Annotated in this window: 18 protein-coding genes and 1 pseudogene; 15 read left to right on the top strand and 4 right to left on the bottom strand. The window is 73.0% G+C overall.

Annotated elements, in window-relative coordinates:
* Nucleotides 1–16: 16 nt before the first annotated feature.
* On the bottom strand, nt 17–760 hold the full coding sequence (locus ACZ45E_RS34795; protein WP_468228930.1) for a FadR/GntR family transcriptional regulator: 744 nt from the start codon (nt 758–760) through the stop codon (nt 17–19).
* A gap of 94 nt (nt 761–854) precedes the next feature.
* Here ACZ45E_RS34795 and ACZ45E_RS34800 point away from each other — a divergent pair, with 94 nt between their 5' ends.
* From ACZ45E_RS34800 to ACZ45E_RS34820, 5 genes are read left to right on the top strand one after another with little or no spacing between them, the layout of a single operon-like run.
* A complete protein-coding gene (locus ACZ45E_RS34800) occupies nt 855–2213 on the top strand; it encodes a glutamine synthetase family protein (protein WP_468228933.1) in 1359 nt (452 codons plus the stop codon).
* 11 nt (nt 2214–2224) lie between these two features.
* Nucleotides 2225–3592 carry an aldehyde dehydrogenase family protein gene (locus ACZ45E_RS34805; protein ID WP_468228936.1) on the top strand — a complete coding sequence of 456 codons (1368 nt, stop codon included), beginning with the start codon at nt 2225–2227 and terminating at the stop codon, nt 3590–3592.
* Nucleotides 3589–4371, top strand: coding sequence for a 3-oxoacyl-ACP reductase (locus ACZ45E_RS34810; RefSeq protein WP_468228939.1), 783 nt, complete (start codon nt 3589–3591; stop codon nt 4369–4371). Before ACZ45E_RS34805 ends, ACZ45E_RS34810 begins: the two co-directional genes overlap by 4 nt.
* A 33-nt stretch (nt 4372–4404) precedes the next feature.
* A complete protein-coding gene (locus ACZ45E_RS34815; RefSeq protein ID WP_468228941.1) occupies nt 4405–5685 on the top strand; it encodes an HAD family hydrolase in 1281 nt (426 codons plus the stop codon).
* Nucleotides 5686–5713: 28 nt separating this feature from the next.
* On the top strand, nt 5714–6553 hold the full coding sequence (locus ACZ45E_RS34820) for a DUF2510 domain-containing protein (RefSeq protein WP_468228944.1): 840 nt from the start codon (nt 5714–5716) through the stop codon (nt 6551–6553).
* Between the two features lie 93 nt (nt 6554–6646).
* Here ACZ45E_RS34820 and ACZ45E_RS34825 read toward each other — a convergent pair whose 3' ends face one another.
* Nucleotides 6647–7849, bottom strand: a complete 1203-nt coding sequence (locus ACZ45E_RS34825; RefSeq protein WP_468228947.1) for an amino acid deaminase/aldolase — start codon at nt 7847–7849, stop codon at nt 6647–6649.
* 553 nt (nt 7850–8402) lie between these two features.
* On the opposite strand from ACZ45E_RS34825, the gene ACZ45E_RS34830 reads away from it, so the two are divergent.
* Nucleotides 8403–9359: a hypothetical protein gene (locus ACZ45E_RS34830; RefSeq protein WP_468228950.1), complete on the top strand. Its 957-nt coding sequence runs from the start codon at nt 8403–8405 to the stop codon at nt 9357–9359.
* Nucleotides 9356–10516: a type VII secretion-associated serine protease mycosin gene (gene mycP, locus ACZ45E_RS34835; RefSeq protein WP_468228953.1), complete on the top strand. Its 1161-nt coding sequence runs from the start codon at nt 9356–9358 to the stop codon at nt 10514–10516. Before ACZ45E_RS34830 ends, mycP begins: the two co-directional genes overlap by 4 nt.
* Here the strand turns inward: mycP and ACZ45E_RS34840 are convergent.
* A complete protein-coding gene (locus ACZ45E_RS34840) occupies nt 10500–11438 on the bottom strand; it encodes a serine hydrolase (protein WP_468228957.1) in 939 nt (312 codons plus the stop codon). The genes mycP and ACZ45E_RS34840 overlap by 17 nt on opposite strands.
* A gap of 95 nt (nt 11439–11533) precedes the next feature.
* On the opposite strand from ACZ45E_RS34840, the gene ACZ45E_RS34845 reads away from it, so the two are divergent.
* Nucleotides 11534–12265: an SseB family protein gene (locus ACZ45E_RS34845; RefSeq protein WP_468228960.1), complete on the top strand. Its 732-nt coding sequence runs from the start codon at nt 11534–11536 to the stop codon at nt 12263–12265.
* Nucleotides 12266–12272: 7 nt separating this feature from the next.
* On the opposite strand, the gene ACZ45E_RS34850 is transcribed toward ACZ45E_RS34845, so the two are convergent.
* A complete protein-coding gene (locus tag ACZ45E_RS34850; RefSeq protein WP_468228963.1) occupies nt 12273–12653 on the bottom strand; it encodes a DUF1844 domain-containing protein in 381 nt (126 codons plus the stop codon).
* Between the two features lie 346 nt (nt 12654–12999).
* On the opposite strand from ACZ45E_RS34850, the pseudogene infC reads away from it, so the two are divergent.
* The 7 genes and pseudogenes from infC to pheT all read left to right on the top strand — a co-directional run bounded on the left by infC (nt 13000) and on the right by pheT (nt 20593).
* A pseudogene (gene infC / locus ACZ45E_RS34855) lies at nt 13000–13732 on the top strand (translation initiation factor IF-3).
* A 123-nt stretch (nt 13733–13855) separates the two neighbouring features.
* Entirely contained in the window at nt 13856–14050 is a 195-nt protein-coding gene (gene rpmI, locus ACZ45E_RS34860) for a 50S ribosomal protein L35 (protein WP_007829094.1), read from the top strand.
* Nucleotides 14051–14145: 95 nt separating this feature from the next.
* Nucleotides 14146–14532 (top strand): 50S ribosomal protein L20, encoded by a 387-nt coding sequence (gene rplT / locus ACZ45E_RS34865; RefSeq protein WP_468228967.1) that lies wholly within the window; start codon nt 14146–14148, stop codon nt 14530–14532.
* Nucleotides 14533–14711: 179 nt separating this feature from the next.
* The gene (locus ACZ45E_RS34870; protein WP_468228970.1) at nt 14712–15542 is read left to right on the top strand and encodes a TrmH family RNA methyltransferase; all 831 of its coding nucleotides are present in this window, start codon (nt 14712–14714) and stop codon (nt 15540–15542) included.
* Between the two features lie 129 nt (nt 15543–15671).
* Complete coding sequence (locus ACZ45E_RS34875) at nt 15672–16790, top strand: sensor histidine kinase (protein WP_468228973.1); 1119 nt, start codon at nt 15672–15674, stop codon at nt 16788–16790.
* A gap of 153 nt (nt 16791–16943) precedes the next feature.
* Nucleotides 16944–18071, top strand: coding sequence for a phenylalanine--tRNA ligase subunit alpha (gene pheS / locus ACZ45E_RS34880; RefSeq protein WP_468228976.1), 1128 nt, complete (start codon nt 16944–16946; stop codon nt 18069–18071).
* The gene (gene pheT, locus ACZ45E_RS34885) at nt 18071–20593 is read left to right on the top strand and encodes a phenylalanine--tRNA ligase subunit beta (protein WP_468228979.1); all 2523 of its coding nucleotides are present in this window, start codon (nt 18071–18073) and stop codon (nt 20591–20593) included. The genes pheS and pheT overlap by 1 nt, the downstream gene beginning before the upstream one ends.
* Nucleotides 20594–20626 lie beyond the last annotated feature (33 nt).

A 20626-nucleotide genomic window follows, 5' to 3' on the forward strand; every position in this document is an offset into this window, starting at 1 on the left:
TTCCGCCGGCGCCGCGTCAGGTCAGGAAGCCGCGCAGCAGCGCCGCCGTGCCGCCGCAGTGCTCGCGCGTCATCTCCCGCGCGCCGTCCGCGTCCCCGTCGAGCACGGCCTCCACCAGCGCGGTGTGCTGGCGCTGCGAATGCTCCAGGTTCCGCACGAGCAGCGGGATGCAGTCGAGGAGGTCGTTCACCGTCGCGCGGACCGCCGCGTACTGGGCGGCGAGGGAGGGGGAGCCGCACAGTTCGGCGAGGGTCAGGTGCAGGAGCGTGTCCCGGCGCCGGTAGTCGGCGAGCGGTGCCTCATGGGTGCCGGCGAGGGCCGCGCGCAGCCGTCCGGCCCGCTCGTCGTCGAGCCCGTGCGCCGCGCACAGCCCGGCGGCGCCCACCTCCAGGACCTCCCGGAAGCGCAGCACGTCCTCGATGTCCACGCCCCTGATCCGGCGCCGCAGCTCGTCCTCGCCGGCCGCGCCGGGACGCGGCAGCACGAACGTGCCGCCGTAGCGCCCGCGCCGCGACTCCACAAGACCCTGGTCCTGGAGGACCTTCAGCACCTCGCGCAGGGTGACCCTGCTGATGCCGAGCCGGTCCGCCAGCTCCCGCTCCGACGGCAGCCGTTCGCCCCCCGGCACCAGGCCGAGCCGGACGACCTGGAGGATCTGCTCCAGCGCCTCCTCGAAGCCGTTCCCCGCCCGTACCGGACGCAGTACCGTCCCGAGGCCACCGTCGGCGTCCGGGTGCGAACCGGGATCCGTGTGCGACATCTGGCCCCACCCCCTTCCCAAGCAATGGTTCTCCGCAATACCTTATGGCTCTCGGCCGACCCAAGGGACCCCAGGGGCCCAAGGAGGTTTTCCCGTGGCAGACCGCACACCCCCGCTCTCCGTGGAGGAGCTGCACGCCCTCGTCGCGGGCGGCGACATCGACACGGTCGTCCTGGCCTTCCCGGACATGCAGGGGCGGCTCCAGGGCAAGCGGTTCGCCGCCCGCTTCTTCCTCGACGAGGTCCTCCACCACGGCACCGAGGGCTGCAACTACCTCCTCGCCGTGGACGCCGAGATGAACACCGTCGAGGGCTACGCCATGTCGTCCTGGGACCGCGGCTACGGCGACTTCGCCATGCGGCCCGACCTGACCACCCTGCGCCGCGTCCCCTGGAACGAGGGCACGGCCATGCTCATCGCCGACCTCGCCTGGGAGGACGGCTCACCGGTCGTCGCCGCGCCCCGCCAGATCCTCCGCCGCCAGCTGGAGCGCCTCGCCGAGCTCGGCCTGAGCGCCCAGGTCGGCACCGAGCTGGAGTTCATCGTCTTCAAGGACACCTACGAGCAGGCATGGGACGCGAACTACCGCGGCCTGACCCCGGCCAACCAGTACAACATCGACTACTCCGTCCTCGGCACCGGCCGGATCGAGCCGCTGCTGCGCCGCATCCGCAACGACATGACGGGCGCGGGTCTCACCGTCGAGTCCGCCAAGGGCGAGTGCAACCCCGGGCAGCACGAGATCGTCTTCCGCTACGACGAGGCCCTCGTCACCTGCGACCAGCACGCCATCTACAAGACCGGCGCGAAGGAGATCGCCGCCCAGCAGGGCGTCTCGCTCACCTTCATGGCCAAGTACAACGAGCGCGAGGGCAACTCCTGCCACATCCACCTCTCGCTCACCGACAAGGACGGCACGAACGTCATGGCAGGGCCCGACGGGATGTCCGAGGTCATGCGCCACTTCCTCGCTGGACAGCTCGCCGCCCTGCGCGACTTCTCCCTCCTCTACGCCCCGCACATCAACTCCTACAAGCGGTTCCAGCCGGGCTCCTTCGCCCCGACCGCCGTCGCCTGGGGCCACGACAACCGCACCTGCGCCCTGCGGGTCGTCGGCCACGGCCGCTCGCTCCGCTTCGAGAACCGCCTCCCCGGCGGTGACGTCAACCCGCACCTGGCCGTCGCCGGCCTGATCGCCGCCGGCCTGCACGGCGTCGAGCACAAGCTCGAACTCCCCGACGCCTGCCGGGGAAACGCCTACGACGCCGGCTACGAGCACGTCCCCACCACACTGCGCGAGGCCGCCGAGCTGTGGGAGAACAGCCCCGTCGCCCGGGCCGCCTTCGGGGACGAGGTCGTCGCCCACTACCGCAACACGGCGCGGGTCGAACTCGACGCGTTCGACGCCGCGGTGACCGACTGGGAGCTGCGCCGCTCCTTCGAACGCATGTGAGGACCCCGCCGTTGCACCCGCCTCTGCAGGTACTGAACCCGGCGACCGAAGAGGTCGTCGCGACCGTCCCCGCCGCCGCGGCCGAGGACATCGACACCGCCGTCGTACGGGCCGCCCGCGCCCAGCGCGCCTGGGCCGCCGCCGCCCCCGCCGACCGCGCCCGGCTCCTGCGCCGCTTCGCCGACACCGTCGACGGGCACGTCGAGGAACTCGCCCGTCTCGAGGTGCGCGAGGCCGGACACCTCATCGGCAACGCGCGCTGGGAGGCGGGCAACGTACGCGACCTCCTGCTCTACGCAGCCGGTGGCGCCGAACGCCTCAACGGGGCACAGATCCCCGCCCCCGGCGGCTGGAACGTCACCTTCCACGAACCGCTCGGCGTGGTCGGCGTCATCGCCCCCTGGAACTTCCCCATGCCGATCGCCGCATGGGGCACGGCCCCCGCGCTCGCGGCCGGCAACGCCGTGATCCTCAAGCCCGCCGAGACGACCCCGCTGACCGCTCTGCGCCTCGCCGAACTCGCCCTGGAGGCGGGCCTGCCCGAGGGCCTGTTCCAGGTCGTGCCCGGCCACGGGGGCGTCGCGGGCCGCGCCCTCGTCGACCACCCGGACGTCGCGAAGATCGTCTTCACCGGGTCCACGCGCACCGGCCGCGAGGTGATGGAGCGCTGCGCGGCCCGCGTCAAGCCGGTCACCCTCGAACTCGGCGGCAAGAGCCCCAACATCGTCTTCGCCGACGCCGACCTGCGCGGGGCCCTCGACCCGTTCTCGTTCCTCGACAACTCCGGCCAGGACTGCTGCGCCCGCACCCGCGTCCTCGTCCAGGAATCCGTCCACGAGGAGTGCGCGGCCCTGCTCACGGACGCGCTCGGCGCCGTCGTCGTCGGCGATCCGCTGGACGAGAAGACGCAGATGGGCCCCTTGATCTCCCGCCAACAGCTGGACCGCGTACGGCAGTTCGTGCCCGACACCGCGGCCGGTATCCGGGGCCACGCGCCCGCAGGACCCGGATTCTGGTTCCCGCCGACCGTGCTCACCGGCGAGGCGGCCGACTCCGCCGCGGCCACCGAGGAGATCTTCGGGCCCGTTGCCGTGCTGCTGCCGTTCACCGACGAGCAGGACGCGATCCGCCTCGCCAACGCCACCCCGTACGGCCTGGCCGGCTCGGTCTGGACCCGGGACCTGGGGCGCGCCCTGCGGGTGTCGGGCGCCGTCCGCGCCGGGAATCTGTCCGTCAACTCGCACTCCGCTGTGCGCTACTTCACCCCGTTCGGCGGCTCCAAGCAGTCCGGGCTCGGCCGCGAACTGGGCCCCGACGCGCTGACCGCCTTCACCGAGACCAAGAACGTGTTCATCAGCACGGAGGGGCCTTCCCTATGACGCAGGACATCATCTGCCGCCGCCTCGTCGGCCGCACCGCCGTCATCACCGGTGCCGGCAGCGGCATCGGCCTCGCCACCGCGCGCCGTCTCGCCTCCGAGGGCGCCCACGTCGTCTGCGGCGACCTCGACGAGACGTCGGGCAAGAAGGCGGCCGAGGAGGTCGGCGGGACCTTCGTCCAGGTCGACGTCGTCGACGCCGAGCAGGTCGAGGCGCTCTTCAGGACCGCCCATGACACCTACGGATCGGTCGACATCGCCTTCAACAACGCGGGCATCTCGCCGCCGGACGACGACTCCATCCTGACCACGGGCCTGGAGGCATGGAAGCGCGTCCAGGACGTCAACCTCACCTCCGTGTACCTGTGCTGCAAGGCCGCCATCCCGTACATGCGACGCCAGGGCAAGGGCTCCATCATCAACACGGCGTCGTTCGTCGCGCGGATGGGCGCGGCGACCTCGCAGATCTCGTACACCGCCTCCAAGGGCGGCGTCCTCGCCATGTCCCGCGAGCTGGGCGTGCAGTTCGCCCGCGAGGGCATCCGGGTCAACGCCCTGTGCCCCGGCCCGGTGAACACCCCGCTGCTCCAGGAGCTGTTCGCCAAGGACCCGGAGCGGGCCGCCCGGCGCCTCGTGCACATCCCCGTCGGCCGGTTCGCCGAGGCCGACGAGATCGCGGCCGCGGTCGCCTTCCTCGCCAGCGACGACGCCGCCTTCGTCAACGCCACCGACTTCCTTGTGGACGGCGGCATTTCAGGCGCCTACGTCACGCCTCTGTAGGGGACGCGTCAGGCAGGTGTACGGTCCCCTGACATGCGTAACAGAAATGTTGCCGCGTGGACCTCGGCCGTGGTCACCACTGTGGTGGCCGCGGCTCTCGTCTCCCCCGCGGCCGCCGCCACGTCCGCGCCCACCGCTTCCCGCGCCTGCCCCCAGCTGTCGAAGAAGCTGTCGTGGTACGGGAAGAACCGGGCCAAGCTTCAACGGATGATCGACGAACGGGGCAGCTGCGACGGGCACCGCGGCCCGCGCCCCGTCGCCGCGTTCGACTGGGACAACACCGTCTCCAAGAACGATGTCACCGACGCCACCATCGCCTGGTCCCTCAGGCACGACAAGATCCTGCGCCCCGCGAGCTGGAAGAAGACCAGCAAGTGGCTGACGGACGACGCCGACAAGGCGCTCACCGCCGCCTGCGGCACGGCCGTGCCCGTGGGCGCCCCGCTGCCGACCGCCAAGGACACCGACTGCACGGACGAGATCTTCAACATCCGTGAGTCCGGCAGGACGATGAGCGGCGCCGCCGCCTTCGCGGGCGACTGGAACCACCGCCGCACCGTGCCCCAGTACGCCTGGGTGCCGCAACTGTTCGCCGGGCACACCGTCCCCGAACTGGAGTCGTACGCGGCCGCCGCCCGCAAGGAGGCCCTCGCCGCGCCCGTCGGCGCCACCCGGAAACTGGGCACGCACACCATCCCCGGCTACGTCCGCTACTACGAGCAGCAGCGCGACCTGATCCGTACGCTCCAGAAGGCCGGCTTCGACGTCTACATCGTCTCCGCAGGCTCCGAGCCGGTGACCGAGGTCTGGTCGCGGGGCGTCGGCATCGACCGCGCCCACACCGTCGCGATCCGCTCCGTCCTCGACCACAAGGGCCGCATCACCACGTACAACGAAGGCTGCGGCGGGGTCCCCGTGAGCCAGGGCGAGGCCATCCCGTACATCGACGGCAAACGCTGCTGGATCAACCAGGAGATCTTCCACGTCAAGGGCAAGTCGGCCTGGAGCAAGCAGCGTTGGGGCAAGCGCATCGCGCTCGGCGGCGGTGACGCCGACACCGACGTGACGTTCGTCGGCGACGCGACCGGCGCCCACCTCGTGCTCAACCGGAACAAGAACGAGATCATGTGCCGCGCCTACGACAACGCCGACGGACGCTGGGTCGCCAACCCGATGTTCATCGAGCCGCTGCCGCGCAGATCCGGCACGTACCCGTGCTCGACGGCCGCCTACAACCTGCCCGCGGGCGGATTCGGACCACTGTCGCGGGACGACGGTTCGGTCGTGCCCGATCAGACGGACTCGGTGTACTGAGTTTCCGGGCCCGGCCTACAGTGCCGGGATGAGCATGACGCCGCCGCCCGGCTGGTACCCGGACCCGCACGCCCCGGCCACCGAACGCTGGTGGGACGGGGCCGCGTGGACCCAGGACCGCAGAGCGCCGGCGCCGGTGGCCCCCGCGCCGTCGCGGGGGCCGGGCGGTGGCCGCGGGAAGGCCGTCGCCGTGGCCGCCGCCGGCATCGCGCTGGTGGCGGCCGCCGCGGCCGGGACCGTCATGGCCGTCTCCGGCGACGGCGACGGCGACGGGGGCGCGGCGGCGCACGACGGGCCGGCCGCCCGGTCCACCTCGGCGCCATCACCGCCCGGCACGAGCGCGGCGCCCACCCCGACCGAGGACGCCTCCCGCGTCACCGACCAGCTCAACGGCATCACCCTGCCCGTCGTCGACGGCTGGCAGAAGGCCGAGAACGTGTCCTCCGCCGACATTCTCCTGACCACACCGGGCACCTACACCTGCCCGTACGACGACGGCCTGTGCCGCCGCGGCACCGTCGCCACCCGCACCGTGACCGGCACGGACGCCGACGCGAACCCGCGCGACCTGGCGGGCGAGGACGTCTCCGCCGCCGCCGATCTCGCCTACGACACCAACGCCGTGGGGGAGCGGCCCTTCGGCGGCATGACGGCCCATGAGGTCGTCGCCGCGCGCCAGGTCGCGCGGTCGCCGGACGCGCCGGCTTCCTCGTCCGCTGGAAGGTCACGACGGCCGAGGGGCCGGGCGGCTACGTGCAGTCCGTCGTCTTCCCCTCCAGCGTCGGATCCCAGTCGCTCGTCGCCGTGCGCTGCACCCTCGACGTGGGCGGCGCCTCCCCGCCGCTCACCGACCTCGACACGATCGTGAAGGGCATCCGCCCGGTCGGCGCCACGGCCGGCGGCGGGGGAGTGGGCACCAGCCTCGGCCCGACCCCGTGACGGGCCCGGCGGGGCGGACGGCTCAGAGGAACGTGTAGCCCTCACCGCGGTACGTGGGCACGGTCGCGGTCACCTCATCGCCCGACACGAGGTGCAACGCCTCGAACCGCTCGCACAGTTCACCGGCCTTCGCGTGCCGGAACCACACCTTGTCGCCGAGGAGCAGATCGTCCGCGGCCGAGCCGAGCAGCGGCGTCTGCACCTCGCCGGGCCCCTCCTGGGCGTCGTAGCGCAGCCCCTCCGGCAGGTACGGCACCGGCAGCCGGTCGGCGCCCGGCGCGCCCGACGCCGGATACCCGCCGCCCAGCACGGTCACGACACCGACGCCCGGCCTGCGCACCACCGGCTGGGCGAACAGCGCCGCCGGACGGCCGCTGAACGACGTGTAGTTGTCGAAGAGACGCGGCACGTACAGACCCGACCCCGCGGCGATCTCCGTCACCGCCTCCTCGGCGGCGGTGTGCTGCACGCTCCCGGTCCCGCCGCCGTTCACGAACTCCAGGTCCGGCGCCACCGCACGCACGGCCCGCACCACCTCGGCGCGCCGCACGGCCAGCTCCTTGCGCGCCGCCGCCTGCATCAGCCGGATCGCCCGCGACCGCACCGGACGCCCCGCCAACGCGTCCCCGACCCCGGCCACATGGCCCTCGTACGCCATGATCCCCACCAGCCGGAACCCGGGCCTGCGCGCCACGGCCCGGGCCAGCTCGGCCAGTTGGGCGGGGGTGCGCAGCGGGGAGCGCAGGGCGCCGATCCGCACCCGCCCGCCGAGGACCTGCCACGACGTGTCGAGCTCCAGGCAGACCCGGATCTCCTCGCGGCCCCCGTCCCGGGCGTCGTCGATCAGCCGCAACTGCGCGGGATCGTCGACCATCACGGTCACGGCGCCCGCCAGTTTGGGGTCGTGCGCCAGCTCGGCGTAGCCGGCCCGGTCCGCCGACGGGTACGCGAGAAGCACGTCATCGAACCCGGACCGCGCCAGCCAGACGGACTCCGCCAGCGTGAACGACATGATCCCGGCGAACCCGTCCCTGGCCAGCACCCGCTCCAGCAGGGCCCGGCACCGGACGGACTTGCTGGCCACCCGGATCGGCTTCCCGGCGGCACGGCGCAGGAGGTCGTCGGCGTTGGCGTCGAAAGCGTCCAGATCGACGACTGCCAGGGGGGCGTCGAGGTGTGCGGTGGCCCGGTCGAAGCGGGCCCGGTCGGCGGCGCGCGGTGTCATGAGCGAAGACTGCCAGACCCGATTACCGCAGGGTAGAGGGACGATCCGGGCAGATCGGCCGGGGCCGTGGACCGCCGGGCCCGGTCCATGGCCAGGCCCGTTAGAGTGACGCGCACGCAGGCTGAGGAAACGGGGAGGCATGAGCACGGAAGCCCGACGTGTCCCGCCGCGTCCCTCGACGCCCCCGCCGCCGGCCGCCCCGCCCCGCCCGGTCCGGCCGCCCGGCCCGCAACTCCGGGACGGCGTACCTCCGTTGCCCGCGACGCCGCCCCCGCCGGCCCCCTCGTCCCGCCTGCCGGACACGCCCCCTCCCGCCGCCACGCCCCCCAGGGGCACGCCCGCGGGCCCTCGCGCGACGCCGGCGCCCCGGGCCGTGCCGCTCCCGCCCGAGGCGATACCCCCCAGCAGCGCGGGGAACGGCACGGCACCCACGCCCGTGCCGCCCACCGCCCCCCGAGCCACCCCTCTCCCGCCCGAGGCACCGTCCCTCAGGGGCGCGAGTGGCCACGACGGCGCACCACCCGCGCACCCGCCCGTGACCCCCCACGGCGCAGTGGCGCACCTGAACGAGACCACCACCCGCCTGCGCCCCGTCCCGCCGGCCCCGCCTACGACGCCCCCGGCCCCCCGGCGGACCCCCGGCACTGTCGACCTCACCCCGCTCCCGGGCTCGGCCGGGCGGCCCTTCGTACGGTTCGCGCGCCCCGAGCACTACGACGACCGCACGGCCCGCCTGCGCCCCGTCGGCGCCCGGCTGCGCCCGCGCGCCGCCGCCGCGGTGGCCTGCCTCGTCCTCGGCCTCGGACTGATCGGCGGCGCCGCGACCGGCACCCTGCTCACCGGCGACGACGGCGAGGGCACCGTCTCCGCGCAGAGCGCCTACCGGGACGCCGCCGAGCTGTGGCACGGCATCCCCGTCGACCAGCTCTTTCCCCGCACGCTCAAGGGAGAGGGCGCGGGCCCCGGCGGCGCCGACCGCACCTGGACCCGGATCGGCGTCGCCCCCGACAGCGGCTGCCGGAAGGCCTTCGACCCGCTCCTGGCCAAGGCGCTGCGCCCGGCCGGCTGTCTGCGCCTGCTGCGGGCCACCTACACCGACGCCACGCAGAGCAGCGTCACCACCGTCGGCCTGCTGTTCACCAGCGCCGACGCCGAGGCGGCCAAGGCGCTGCGGACCCGCTTCACCGACGAGGGCCTCGACGCCCGCGCGGACCTCGTGCCTCGCCCGTACGCCGTGCCGGGCACCGTGGCCGCGCACTTCGGCGACGCCCAGCGCGCCTCCTGGTCCATCAACGTCCTGACCGACGCCCCGGTCATCGTCTACGGGGTCTCCGGCTTCGCCGACGGCCGTACCGTCGCCGACCCCCTGCCCGCCGCCGAGGCGATGAAGCCGGGCGCCACCGCCGCCCCCGCCCAGGCCGGACTCGGCCACGAGGCCCAGGGCATAACCGACCGGGTCGAACGGGCTCTGCGCAAGGCCGTCCAGAAGTCCACGGAGCAACCGTCATGAACCGCCGCCACCGGATCGCCGCCCTCGCCGGCGCCGCCTCCCTCACCCTGCTCCCGGCCGCCGCCGCGCACGCCGACTCGGTCCGCGCCCAGCAGTGGGGCCTCGCGGCCCTGCACACCGAGGAGGCCTGGCGCACCACCAAGGGCAAAGGCGTCACCGTCGCCGTCCTGGACACCGGCGTCGACGACCAGCACCCCGACCTCACGGGCAACGTCCTCGCGGGCAAGGACCTCATAGGGTTCGGCGCCGGCCGCGGCGACGACCACTGGGCCCGCCACGGCACCGCCATAGCCTCCATCATCGCCGGCCACGGGCACGGCACGGCGGGCGGCGACGGCGTCCTGGGCATCGCCCCCGAAGCGAAGATCCTGCCCGTCCGCGTCATCCTGGAGGATGGCGACCCCGCCCGCGCCAAGGCCCGCGAGAGCCGCGGCGACGCCCTCGCCGAGGGCATCCGCTGGGCCGCCGACCACGGCGCCGACGTCATCAACCTCTCCCTCGGCGACGACTCACCGACCGCCCACGCCGAGGCGGGCGAGGACGAGGCCGTCCAGTACGCGCTGGAGAAGGGCGTCTCCGTCGTCGCCTCCGCGGGCAACGGCGGCAAGAAGGGCGACCACATCTCCTACCCGGCCGCCTACCCGGGCGTCATCACGGCCACCGCCGTCGACTCCGCGGGCAACCGCGCCTACTTCTCCACCCGCCGCTGGTACGCCACCCTCGCCGCCCCCGGCCGCGGCATCGTCACCGCCGACCCCGACCGCCAGTACTACTCGGCGTGGGGCACAAGCGCCGCCTCCGCGTTCGTCTCCGCCGCCGTCGCCCTGGTCCGCGCCGCACACCCGGGGCTGAGCCCCGCGCAGATCAAACAGCTCATGGAGGAGACGGCCCAGGACCCGCCGAGCGGCGGCCGCGACGACTCGCGCGGCTTCGGCATGGTCGACCCGGCCGCCGCGATCCGCGCGGGCGGGCAGCTGGAACCGCGGGGCCTGACCTCGGCCGCGTACGGCGAGAAGTACTTCGGGCCCGGCCCGGACGACCCCGACGACAACGGCCCGGCCGGCTGGGTCGCCCCCGTCGCGTACGTCCTCGGGGCGTTGCTGCTCGGCGCGGCCGTCCACCTGTGGCGCGGCCACCGGCTCAGCCGGCGCCGCTGACCACCCGGACCGCGGCCTTCGCCACGGCCTCCACGAGCGCGATCCCGGCGTCCTTGGTGGCGCTCCCGCGGGAGACCACGGCCACCAGGTACTGCCTGCCGTCGACGCTCACCCGCCCGACGCTGTTGATCACCCACAGGCCGGTGGTGCTCCGCCGCAGCCACCCGTTCTTCAGCTCGGCATCCGATGCCCCGGCCGCCGAGACGCCCCACGCCTGATCGCTCTCGACGTTCCCCATCAGCTCCCGCACGTACCCCCGCGACGCCGCGCTCAGCACGCTGTCCCCGACCCCGAACACCTGCTTGAGCAGCGCGAGTTGATCGGCCGCCGTGGTCCGGGTCAGCCCCCACAGCGGCCCGTCGCCGCCGCTGGTCCCGGCCAGCCCGAGCCGCTCGTTCGCCGCGTCGAGGCCGTCCGCCCCGCCGATGGTCCCCCACAGCGCGGTCGTCGCCGCGTTGTCGCTGCGCTCGATCATCGCGGTGGCGTACGTCTTCTCCTGCGCGGTCAGCGCCCGGCCCTCGTCCTGCGCCCGCAGCAGCAGCACGGCCAGCACGTCGACCTTCACGATGCTCGCGGTGTCGTACGTCCCCCCGCCCGTCGCGTACGTCGCGCTCGTCCCGGCCGCCACGTCGAGCACGGCCACGGAGACCTCGCCGTCCTGTCCGTCGGCCGCCGCCCGCACGGCCTCGGCGAGCCGGGCGCCCGGCTCCGCGGTGGGGGAGGGGGACGGCGACCCGGCGGACACGGAACCTCCATCGGCGGCGGCCTTCGACACGAGGGCAGTCGCGTCGTGCGCCTGCGCCTTCACGTAGACCGTAGTGCCGGCGGTGGCCGCGACGAGCACCGCCGAGGCGACGGCCGATCGGACGAGGGGGTGCCGACGGCCGGTACGTGCCCGGCGCCGACTGGTTCCGTGGGACATGCCGCGATGGTGCGGCGCCCTCCTGTGGGGAACATGAGCCGCACCCCAGGGTCCGCTGAGAACCCGGGCCCGGCCGCTCGGTAGGGTCGGTGAACGTGGCGAACAAGAACATTCCCGACCCCGGCTTCTCCGACGACGACGGCACCGCGGACCCGCGTCTGGCCGAGGCCCTGGCCGCGTGGGAGCAGGACCGCGAGGCCCACGGCCCGGTCCTGGAGGCGCTGAAGGGCGCCCGCCTCCTGGTCCCGGTCGTCGCGGTCCTGGGCGAGGTCGAGGAGGACGAGAACGGCCTGCGCCGCGAGAAGACCAGCGACATGGCGGTCCCGACGCTCAAGGCCGGCAGCCGCACCGCGCTGCCCGCCTTCACCTCCACCCGCTCCCTCGCGCTGTGGGACCCCGAGGCCCGCCCGGTCGCCGTCCCGCTCCACCAGGCGCTCCAGGCCGCCGCCCACGAGAAGGCGGACACCGTCGTCCTCGACCTCGCGGGCCCGGTCCCGTACGAGATCACGGGCGCCGCGCTCTACGCCCTCGCCGAGGGCCGCACCACCACCGACCCGCTGGCCGACCCGGCGGTCACCGGCGCCGTCCGCGCCGCGGTCGCCGCCGAGCCCGCGGTGCTCCGCGCCCACCTGGGCCCCGGCCCGGCCGACGGCGTGCTGGCCCTGGTCATCGAGGACGGCACGGACCCGGCGACCGCGGCCAGAGCCGTGGCCGGGCGCATCGCCGCCGACGAAACACTGAGGGCCCGCCTGGTGCGCGGCCTCGACCTGGCACTCCTGCCGGCCGAGGCGACGCCTCCCGGCGAGCCCTTCTACGTACGTGTGTGAACAGGGGCTAGCCGTACACGGCCCCCGTGTACTTCTCGCCCGGGCCCTGCCCCGGCTCGTCCGGCACGATCGAGGCCTCGCGGAACGCCAGCTGGAGCGACTTCAGGCCGTCGCGCAGCGGGGCCGCGTGGAACGAGCTGATCTCGGTCGCGCTGCCGTCGAGCAGTCCGGCCAGGGCGTGGATCAGCTTGCGGGCCTCGTCGAGGTCCTTGTGGGCGTCGCCCTCCTCGGTGAGGCCCAGCTTCACCGCGGCGGCGCTCATCAGGTTCACCGCGACCGTCACGATGACCTCGACGGCGGGCACCTCGGCGATGTCGCGGGTCAGCGCGTCGTAGTCGGGGTTCGCGGGGGAGGCGGGAGCAGGGGCTGCGGGGGTGGCGTCACTCATGCCCCCACGATATGCCGCCCCCGCACCCGGTTGGGCGCACCCCCCAAGTGCTGCTAACCTTGTGTAACGACCGGCCGGAGACCCACGTCCATGACGCGAGTGACCGGCCCACAAGTGGAGGCTCCGATCTCCCACCTGACTGCCCTGGCGGGCGGCGGGTCACCGGTCAGACGGTCCCCATCGTTCCGTACGGACGATGGAACCGTCCGAGTTTGCGCCCCGCGGTCCACTGTGGCGGTGCTCCGGTAGTTCTTTGGAGCCCCGCGCGTGTACCGTCCGGGGCATTTTTTGTGTTCCGGCGCGGTTGGTAGTCATCAGAAGATACGCGGCGGCCCGCCAGGCCGTCGTGTGGTGCTAACCGAGGAGGATCCATCAGCGCCGAGCCCCGCATCAACGACCGGATTCGCGTTCCCGAAGTGCGTCTTGTCGGTCCCAGCGGCGAGCAGGTCGGGATTGTTCCGCTTGCCAAGGCCCTTGAGCTCGCTCAGGAGTACGACCTCGACCTGGTCGAGGTGGCGGCGACAGCCCGTCCGCCCGTCTGCAAGCTCATGGACTACGGCAAGTTCAAGTACGAATCGGCCATGAAGGCCCGTGAGGCGCGCAAGAACCAGGCGCACACGGTCATCAAGGAGATGAAGCTCCGGCCGAAGATCGACCCGCACGACTATGACACCAAGAAGGGTCACGTCGTTCGGTTCCTCAAGCAGGGCGACAAGGTCAAGATCACGATCATGTTCCGTGGTCGCGAGCAGTCCAGGCCGGAGCTCGGCTACCGACTGCTCCAGCGTCTCGCGAACGACGTCGAGGACCTCGGGTTCATCGAGTCGAACCCGAAGCAGGACGGCCGAAACATGATCATGGTTCTCGGCCCGCACAAGAAGAAGACCGAGGCCATGGCCGAGGCCCGCGAGGCGCAGGCCGCCCGCAAGGCCGACGCGAAGGCCAACCCCGGCAAGTCGCAGAACCTCGCCGAGGACCCGTCTTCCGAGGACGGCGGTGAGGTCGGCGCCGAGGACGGTGTCGAGGTCCCCGCCGAGGCGTCCACCGAAGCCCCCGCCGAGGCTCCTGCCGAGGCATGATCCGGCGGCGTACAGCCTGTGCGCCTCGGATATCCACTGACACAACTGACGTTCCACCGCGGCCGGTTCGAGCCCATGGCACGAACCGGCAGGGAACGCCACTGACGAGGAGAGAACGGCGCTATGCCGAAGAACAAGTCGCACAGCGGTGCCAGCAAGCGCTTCAAGGTCACCGGCTCCGGCAAGGTGCTCCGTGAGCGCGCCGGCAAGCGCCACCTGCTCGAGCACAAGTCGTCGCGGCTGACGCGCCGCCTCACCGGCAACGCCGAGATGGCCCCGGGCGACGCCAAGAAGATCAAGAAGCTTCTCGGCAAGTGACGTCCGGCGCCTCGGCGCCAGGCACGTCCAGTCCGGGACCTATTCGAATTCGGGTCGGGTGAGTCCAACCCCGGCCCCGCTACAAGGAGTAAAAAGTGGCACGCGTCAAGCGCGCGGTAAACGCGCACAAGAAGCGTCGGGCGATCCTCGAGCAGGCCAGCGGCTACCGCGGTCAGCGTTCGCGTCTGTACCGCAAGGCCAAGGAGCAGGTCACCCACTCCCTGGTCTACAACTACAACGACCGCAAGAAGCGCAAGGGCGACTTCCGTCGGCTGTGGATCCAGCGCATCAACGCTGCGGCCCGCCAGAACGGCATGACGTACAACCGCCTCATCCAGGGTCTGAACGCCGCCAACATCGAGGTGGACCGCAAGATCCTCGCGGAGCTGGCCGTCAACGACGCCAACGCGTTCGCCGCGCTCGTCGAGGTCGCGCAGAAGGCCCTGCCGTCGGACGTCAACGCGCCGAAGGCCGCCGCCTGAATCGCCGGTTGATCTGTGCTTCGGACCCGTAGGCCTGTCGGTCTGCGGGTCCGAGTGCGTCTGCCCCTGTCCGTCGTTCGCGGTCATCCCGCCGTGATGGTTGCTCGCGCCCCGCGGCGGAGCCGCAAACAGACACAGCCCCGCGCCCCTTCAGGGCGCTTTTCTCCTAGGTGAGTCCTATGGTTGCCGCTCCTGAGCTGATCTCCCCCAAGTCCTCCCGTGTCTTTGCCGCCCGGCGGCTGGCCAAGCGGAACTTCCGGGGCAAGGAGCGGCTGTTCCTCGCCGAGGGCCCGCAGGCCGTGCGGGAGGCCGCCGCGCACGGGGCGCTCGTCGAGATGTTCACGACCGTCGAGGCCGCCGAGCGCTACGCCGACATCGTCGCCGAGGCCCGCGGCGTCGACGCCCGGGTGCACCTCGCCGACGAGGAGGTCATCGCCGACATCTCCACGACCGTGACGCCGCAGGGGCTCGTGGGCGTCTGCCGGTTCCTGGACACGCCGTTCGAGGAGATCCTCGCGGCCCGGCCGAAACTCGTCGCCGTCCTCGCCCACGTACGCGACCCCGGCAACGCCGGGACCGTGCTGCGCTGCGCCGACGCCGCGGGCGCCGAGGCCGTCGTCCTCACGGACGCCTCCGTCGACCTCTACAACCCCAAGGCCGTCCGCGCCTCGGTCGGCTCGCTCTTCCATCTGCCGGTCGCCGTGGGCGTCCCCGTCGAGCAGGCCGTCGCCCGGCTGAAGGAGACCGGCGTACGCATCCTCGCCGCCGACGGGGCCGGCACCGACGACCTCGACGACGAGCTGGACAAGGGCACCATGGGCACCCCCACCGCCTGGGTCTTCGGCAACGAGGCGTGGGGCCTGCCCGAGGAGACCCGCGCCCTGGCCGACGCCGTGGTCCGCGTACCCATCCACGGCAAGGCCGAGAGCCTCAACCTCGCGACGGCCGCCGCCGTCTGCCTGTACGCCTCCGCCCGCGCCCAGCGCGCCCCCGGCGGATGCCGCCGTTGACCGCCCCCGGCGCGTGCGTGTCCGCGCGCTCTCCCCGCGTCACCGGTGACTGGTCGTCAGTCACCCACGACTAGTAGGGTGGCGCACTCGGGGCCCACTGTGCCGTTTCGAGAGGTGGGGTACGGGGAGATGACGGTCCGCACCAGCAGGACAGCAGGGGTGAGCACGCCCCCCGGGGCGCCCACGCCCGGTCCCGCCGGTCCCGGTCTGCACCCCGACGACCTGCCCGACGGACTCGTCGTCGCCGACGAGAGCGGCCACGTCGTCAGCTTCAACCTCGCCGCCGAGCGCATCACCGCCGTCCCCGCCGCCCGCGCCCTCGGCGCGCCGCTGGAGCGCGCCCTGCCCCTGGAGGACCTCGAAGGCCGGCGCTGGTGGCAGCTGACCGACCCGTACGGGGGCCTCGCCACCCGCGTCGGACAGCCCGAGCGGAACCTGCTGCTGCCCGGCGGCCGGGAGGTCCTGGTGACCGCGCGCTATGTGCGCAGCCGCCCCACAGGACCCGTGCGCCGCGTCATCGTCTCGCTCCGCGACACCGAGGCCAGGCGCCGCACCGAGCGCAGCCACGCCGAGCTGATCGCCATCGTCGCCCACGAACTGCGCTCGCCGCTGACCTCGGTCAAGGGGTTCACGGCGACCCTGCTCGCCAAGTGGGAGCGGTTCACGGACGAGCAGAAGCGGCTGATGCTGGAGACCGTCGACGCCGACGCGAACCGCGTGACGCGGCTGATCACGGAGCTGCTCGACATCTCCCGGATCGACTCGGGCCGGCTGGAGCTGCGCCGCCAGCCCGTCGACATCGGCGCCGCCGTCTCCCGGCACATCCAGGCGCACGTCGCCGCGGGGCAGTCGGCCGAGCGGTTCCTGCTGCGGGTGGAGCAGCCGCTGCCCGACCTGTGGGCCGATCCGGACAAGGTCGACCAGGTGCTGAGCAACCTGCTGGAAAACGCGGTGCGGCACGGCGAGGGAACCGTCACCATCGACGTGGAGCCCTCCACGACGGCCAGGGAGTCGACCTCGGTCACCGTCAGCGACGAGGGCCCCGGCATCCCGGAGGAGTCCATGAACCGCGTCTTCACCCGCTTCTGGCGGGGCAGCAAGCGGGGCGGCACCGGGCTCGGCCTCTACATCGTCAAGGGCATCGTCGAGGCCCACGGCGGGACCATCACCGTCGGACGGGCGCCCGGGGGCGGCGCCAGGTTCCGATTTACGTTGCCCGTGGCGGCGCCGGCGTACCTCAGCGCCTGAAGCATCGGCCCCACGGGCTCATTCGCACACGTCAGCCCCCGGTAGACTCGTTCTTTGGCACATTGCGTCTCCACGTCAGGGACGGTTCGTCAGCGAAGTCGGGACGGGTCGTGGACGGGGCCATCCGCCAGCCAATCGGAAGTACGGGAAGAGATGTCGGCACCGAACAAGTCGTACGACCCTGTCGAGGTCGAGGCACTGAAACCGGAAGAGATCGAGCGCGTGCGGGACGAGGCGCTCGCCGCCTTCGCCGCCGCGGACTCGCTCGACGCGCTTCAGGAGGCCAAGGTCGCGCACACCGGCGGCACGTCGCCGCTGTCGCTCGCCAACCGTGAGATCGGCGCGCTGCCCCCGCAGGCCAAGGCCGCGGCCGGAAAGCTCGTCGGGCAGGCCCGCGCCGCCGTCGGCCGGGGCCTCGCCGCCCGCCAGGCCGAGCTGGAGGCGGAGCGCGACGCGCGCGTCCTGGTCGAGGAGGCCGTGGACGTCACACTGCCCTACGACCGCACCCAGGCCGGCGCCCGCCACCCGCTGACCACCATGATGGAGCGCGTCGCGGACGTCTTCGTATCCATGGGGTACGAGATCGCGGAGGGCCCCGAGGTCGAGGCGGAGTGGTTCAACTTCGACGCCCTGAACTTCACGCCTGACCACCCGGCGCGGCAGATGCAGGACACCTTCTTCGTCCAGGGCCCCGAGGGCACGACGGGCGACGAGAGCGGTGTCGTGCTACGGACGCACACCTCGCCGGTGCAGGCCCGCGCGATGCTCGACCGCGAGCCGCCCGTCTACATCGTCTGCCCCGGCCGCGTCTACCGGACCGACGAGCTCGACGCCACGCACACCCCGGTCTTCCACCAGATCGAGCTGCTCGCCGTGGACGAGGGCCTCACCATGGCCGACCTGAAGGGCACCCTGGACCACATGGTCAAGGCGCTCTTCGGCGACGACATGAAGACGCGGCTGCGGCCCGCCTACTTCCCGTTCACCGAGCCGTCCGCCGAGATGGACATGGTCTGTTACGTGTGCCGCGGCGAGTCCGTCGGCGATCCGGACCGGCCCTGCCGCACCTGCGGCAGCGAGGGCTGGATCGAGCTGGGCGGCTGCGGCATGGTCAACCCGCGCGTGCTGACCGCGTGCGGCGTCGACCCCGAGAAGTACAGCGGATTCGCCTTCGGGTTCGGCATCGAACGGATGCTGATGTTCCGCCACAACGTCGAAGACATGCGAGACATGGTCGAGGGTGACGTCCGTTTCACCCGGCCGTTCGGGATGGAGATCTGATGCGGGTCCCGCTTTCCTGGCTGCGGGAGTACGTCGACCTCCCCGCCACCGAGACCGGCCGTGACGTGCAGACCAAGCTGGTCGGCGTCGGCCTCGAGGTCGAGACCGTCGAGCAGCTCGGCGCCGACCTCAAGGGCCCCCTCGTGGTCGGCCAGGTGCTGACCATCGAGGAGCTTGAGGGCTTCAAGAAGCCGATCCGGTTCTGCACCGTCGACGTCGGCACGGTCAACGGCACGGGTGAGCCGCAGGAGATCGTCTGCGGCGCCCGGAACTTCCAGGTCGGCGACAAGGTCGTCGTCGTGCTGCCCGGCGCCGAGCTGCCCGGCGGCTTCGCGATCGCCGCGCGCAAGACGTACGGCAAGACCTCGCACGGCATGATCTGCTCCACCGACGAGCTGGGCATGGGCGACGACGGCACGCACGGCATCATCGTGCTGCCGCCGGAGCACGAGGTGGGCACCGACGCCATCGAGCTGCTCCAGCTCGTCGACGAGGTGCTCGACATCGCCGTCACGCCCGACCGCGGCTACTGCCTGTCGATGCGCGGCATCGCCCGCGAGACGGCCACCGCGTACGGGCTGCCGCTGCGCGACCCGGCGCTCCTGGACGTCCCCGCCCCGAACGCGCACGGCTACCCCGTGCGGGTCTCCGACCCGATGGCCTGCGACCGCTTCACGGCCCGCACGGTCACCGGCCTGAGCCCCGAGGCCCGGTCGCCGATCTGGCTGCAGCGCCGCCTGCAGAAGGCCGGCATGCGCCCGATCTCGCTCGCCGTCGACGTCACGAACTACGTGATGCTGGAGCTCGGCCAGCCGCTGCACGCCTACGACCGCTCCCTGGTCCAGGGTGCGATCGGGGTGCGCCGCGCGCTGCCCGGCGAGAAGCTCAAGACCCTCGACGGCGCCGAGCGCACCCTCGACGCCGAGGACCTCGTCATCACCGACGACCGCGGCCCGATCGGCCTCGCCGGTGTGATGGGCGGCGCGAACACGGAGATCGCCGACCACCCGGACCACGCCGAGAGCGCCGGGACCAGCGACGTCGTCATCGAGGCCGCGCACTTCGACGCGATCACCATCGCCCGTGCCTCGCGCCGGCACAAGCTGTCCTCCGAGGCGTCCAAGCGCTTCGAGCGCGGCACCGACCCGCAGGCCACGGCCGCCGCGGCGCAGCGCGTCGTCGACCTCCTCGTGCTGCTCGCCGGCGGCACCGCCGAGCAGGGCGTCACCGAGGTCATCGCGCCGGGCGCGCCGCGCACCATCACCATTCCGGCCGACCACCCGGACAAGGTGGCGGGCGTCGCGTACGGCCGCGAGACCGTCGTGCGCCGCCTCCAGGAGGTCGGCTGCGACGTCTACGGGCAGGACGCTCTCACGGTCACCGTGCCGTCCTGGCGCCCCGACCTCACCGACCCGAACGACCTGGCCGAAGAGGTCATCCGGCTGGAGGGCTACGAGAACCTGCCCTCCACCCTGCCGAAGCCCCCGGCGGGCCTCGGCCTGACCGAGCGGCAGCGCACCCACCGCCGCGTCGGCCGCGCCCTGGCCGGGGCCGGTTACGTGGAGGCGCTGAGCTACCCCTTCATCGGGGAGAGCGTCCTCGACCAGCTGGGCCTGGAGAAGGACGACCCGAAGCGCCGCGTCGTCACCCTCGTCAACCCGCTCTCCGACGAGGAGCCCGCCCTCCGTACGACGCTGCTGCCGGGCCTGCTGTCCACGCTGCGCCGCAACGACGGGCGCGGCAGCCACGACCTGGCCCTCTTCGAGACCGGGCTCGTCTTCCACCCCCAGGACGAGCTGGGCACCGCGACCCGGCTGCCCGTCGACCGGCGGCCCACCGCCGAGGAGATCGCGTCCCTCACGGCCGCGCTCCCCCGTCAGCCCCGGCACGCCGCGGTCGTCCTCGCCGGCGCCCGCGAGCAGACCGGCTGGTGGGGCAAGGGCACCCCGGCGACCTGGGCCGACGCCGTCGAGGCGGCGCGCACCGTCGCCCACGAGGCGGGCGCCGAACTCGCCGTGGAGCAGGGCCAGTACGGCCCGTGGCACCCCGGCCGGTGCGCCGCTCTGTACGTCACGGTCGACGGGGTCAGGACCCTTGTGGGCCACGCCGGTGAGCTGCACCCGCGCGTCGTGAAGGCGTTCGGGCTGCCGGCCCGCACCAGCGCCATGGAGCTCGACCTGGACCTCGTGGAGCAGGCGAGCGCCGGGGTCGTGCGGGCGCCGCGGATCTCGACGTTCCCGGTGGCCACCCAGGACGTCGCCCTCGTCGTCGACCGGGATGTCCCGGCCGCGTCGGTGGAGAGCGCGCTGCGCGCGGGCGCCGGTGAACTCCTGGAGTCCATCCGCCTGTTCGACGTGTACGAGAACGCGGAGCAGCTCGGTGAGGGCAAGAAGTCGCTCGCGTACGCGCTGCGCTTCCGCGCCGCCGACCGCACCCTGACGGTCGAGGAGGCCAGCGCCGCCCGCGACGCCGCGGTCGCCCGGGCCGGCGAGAGCGCGGGCGCGGTGTTGCGCGGCGCGTAACGGCGCAGGCGGACGGCGGGCAGGAGCCTGTCG

The sequence above is a fragment of the Streptomyces sp. NPDC030991 genome, assembly GCF_055571235.1.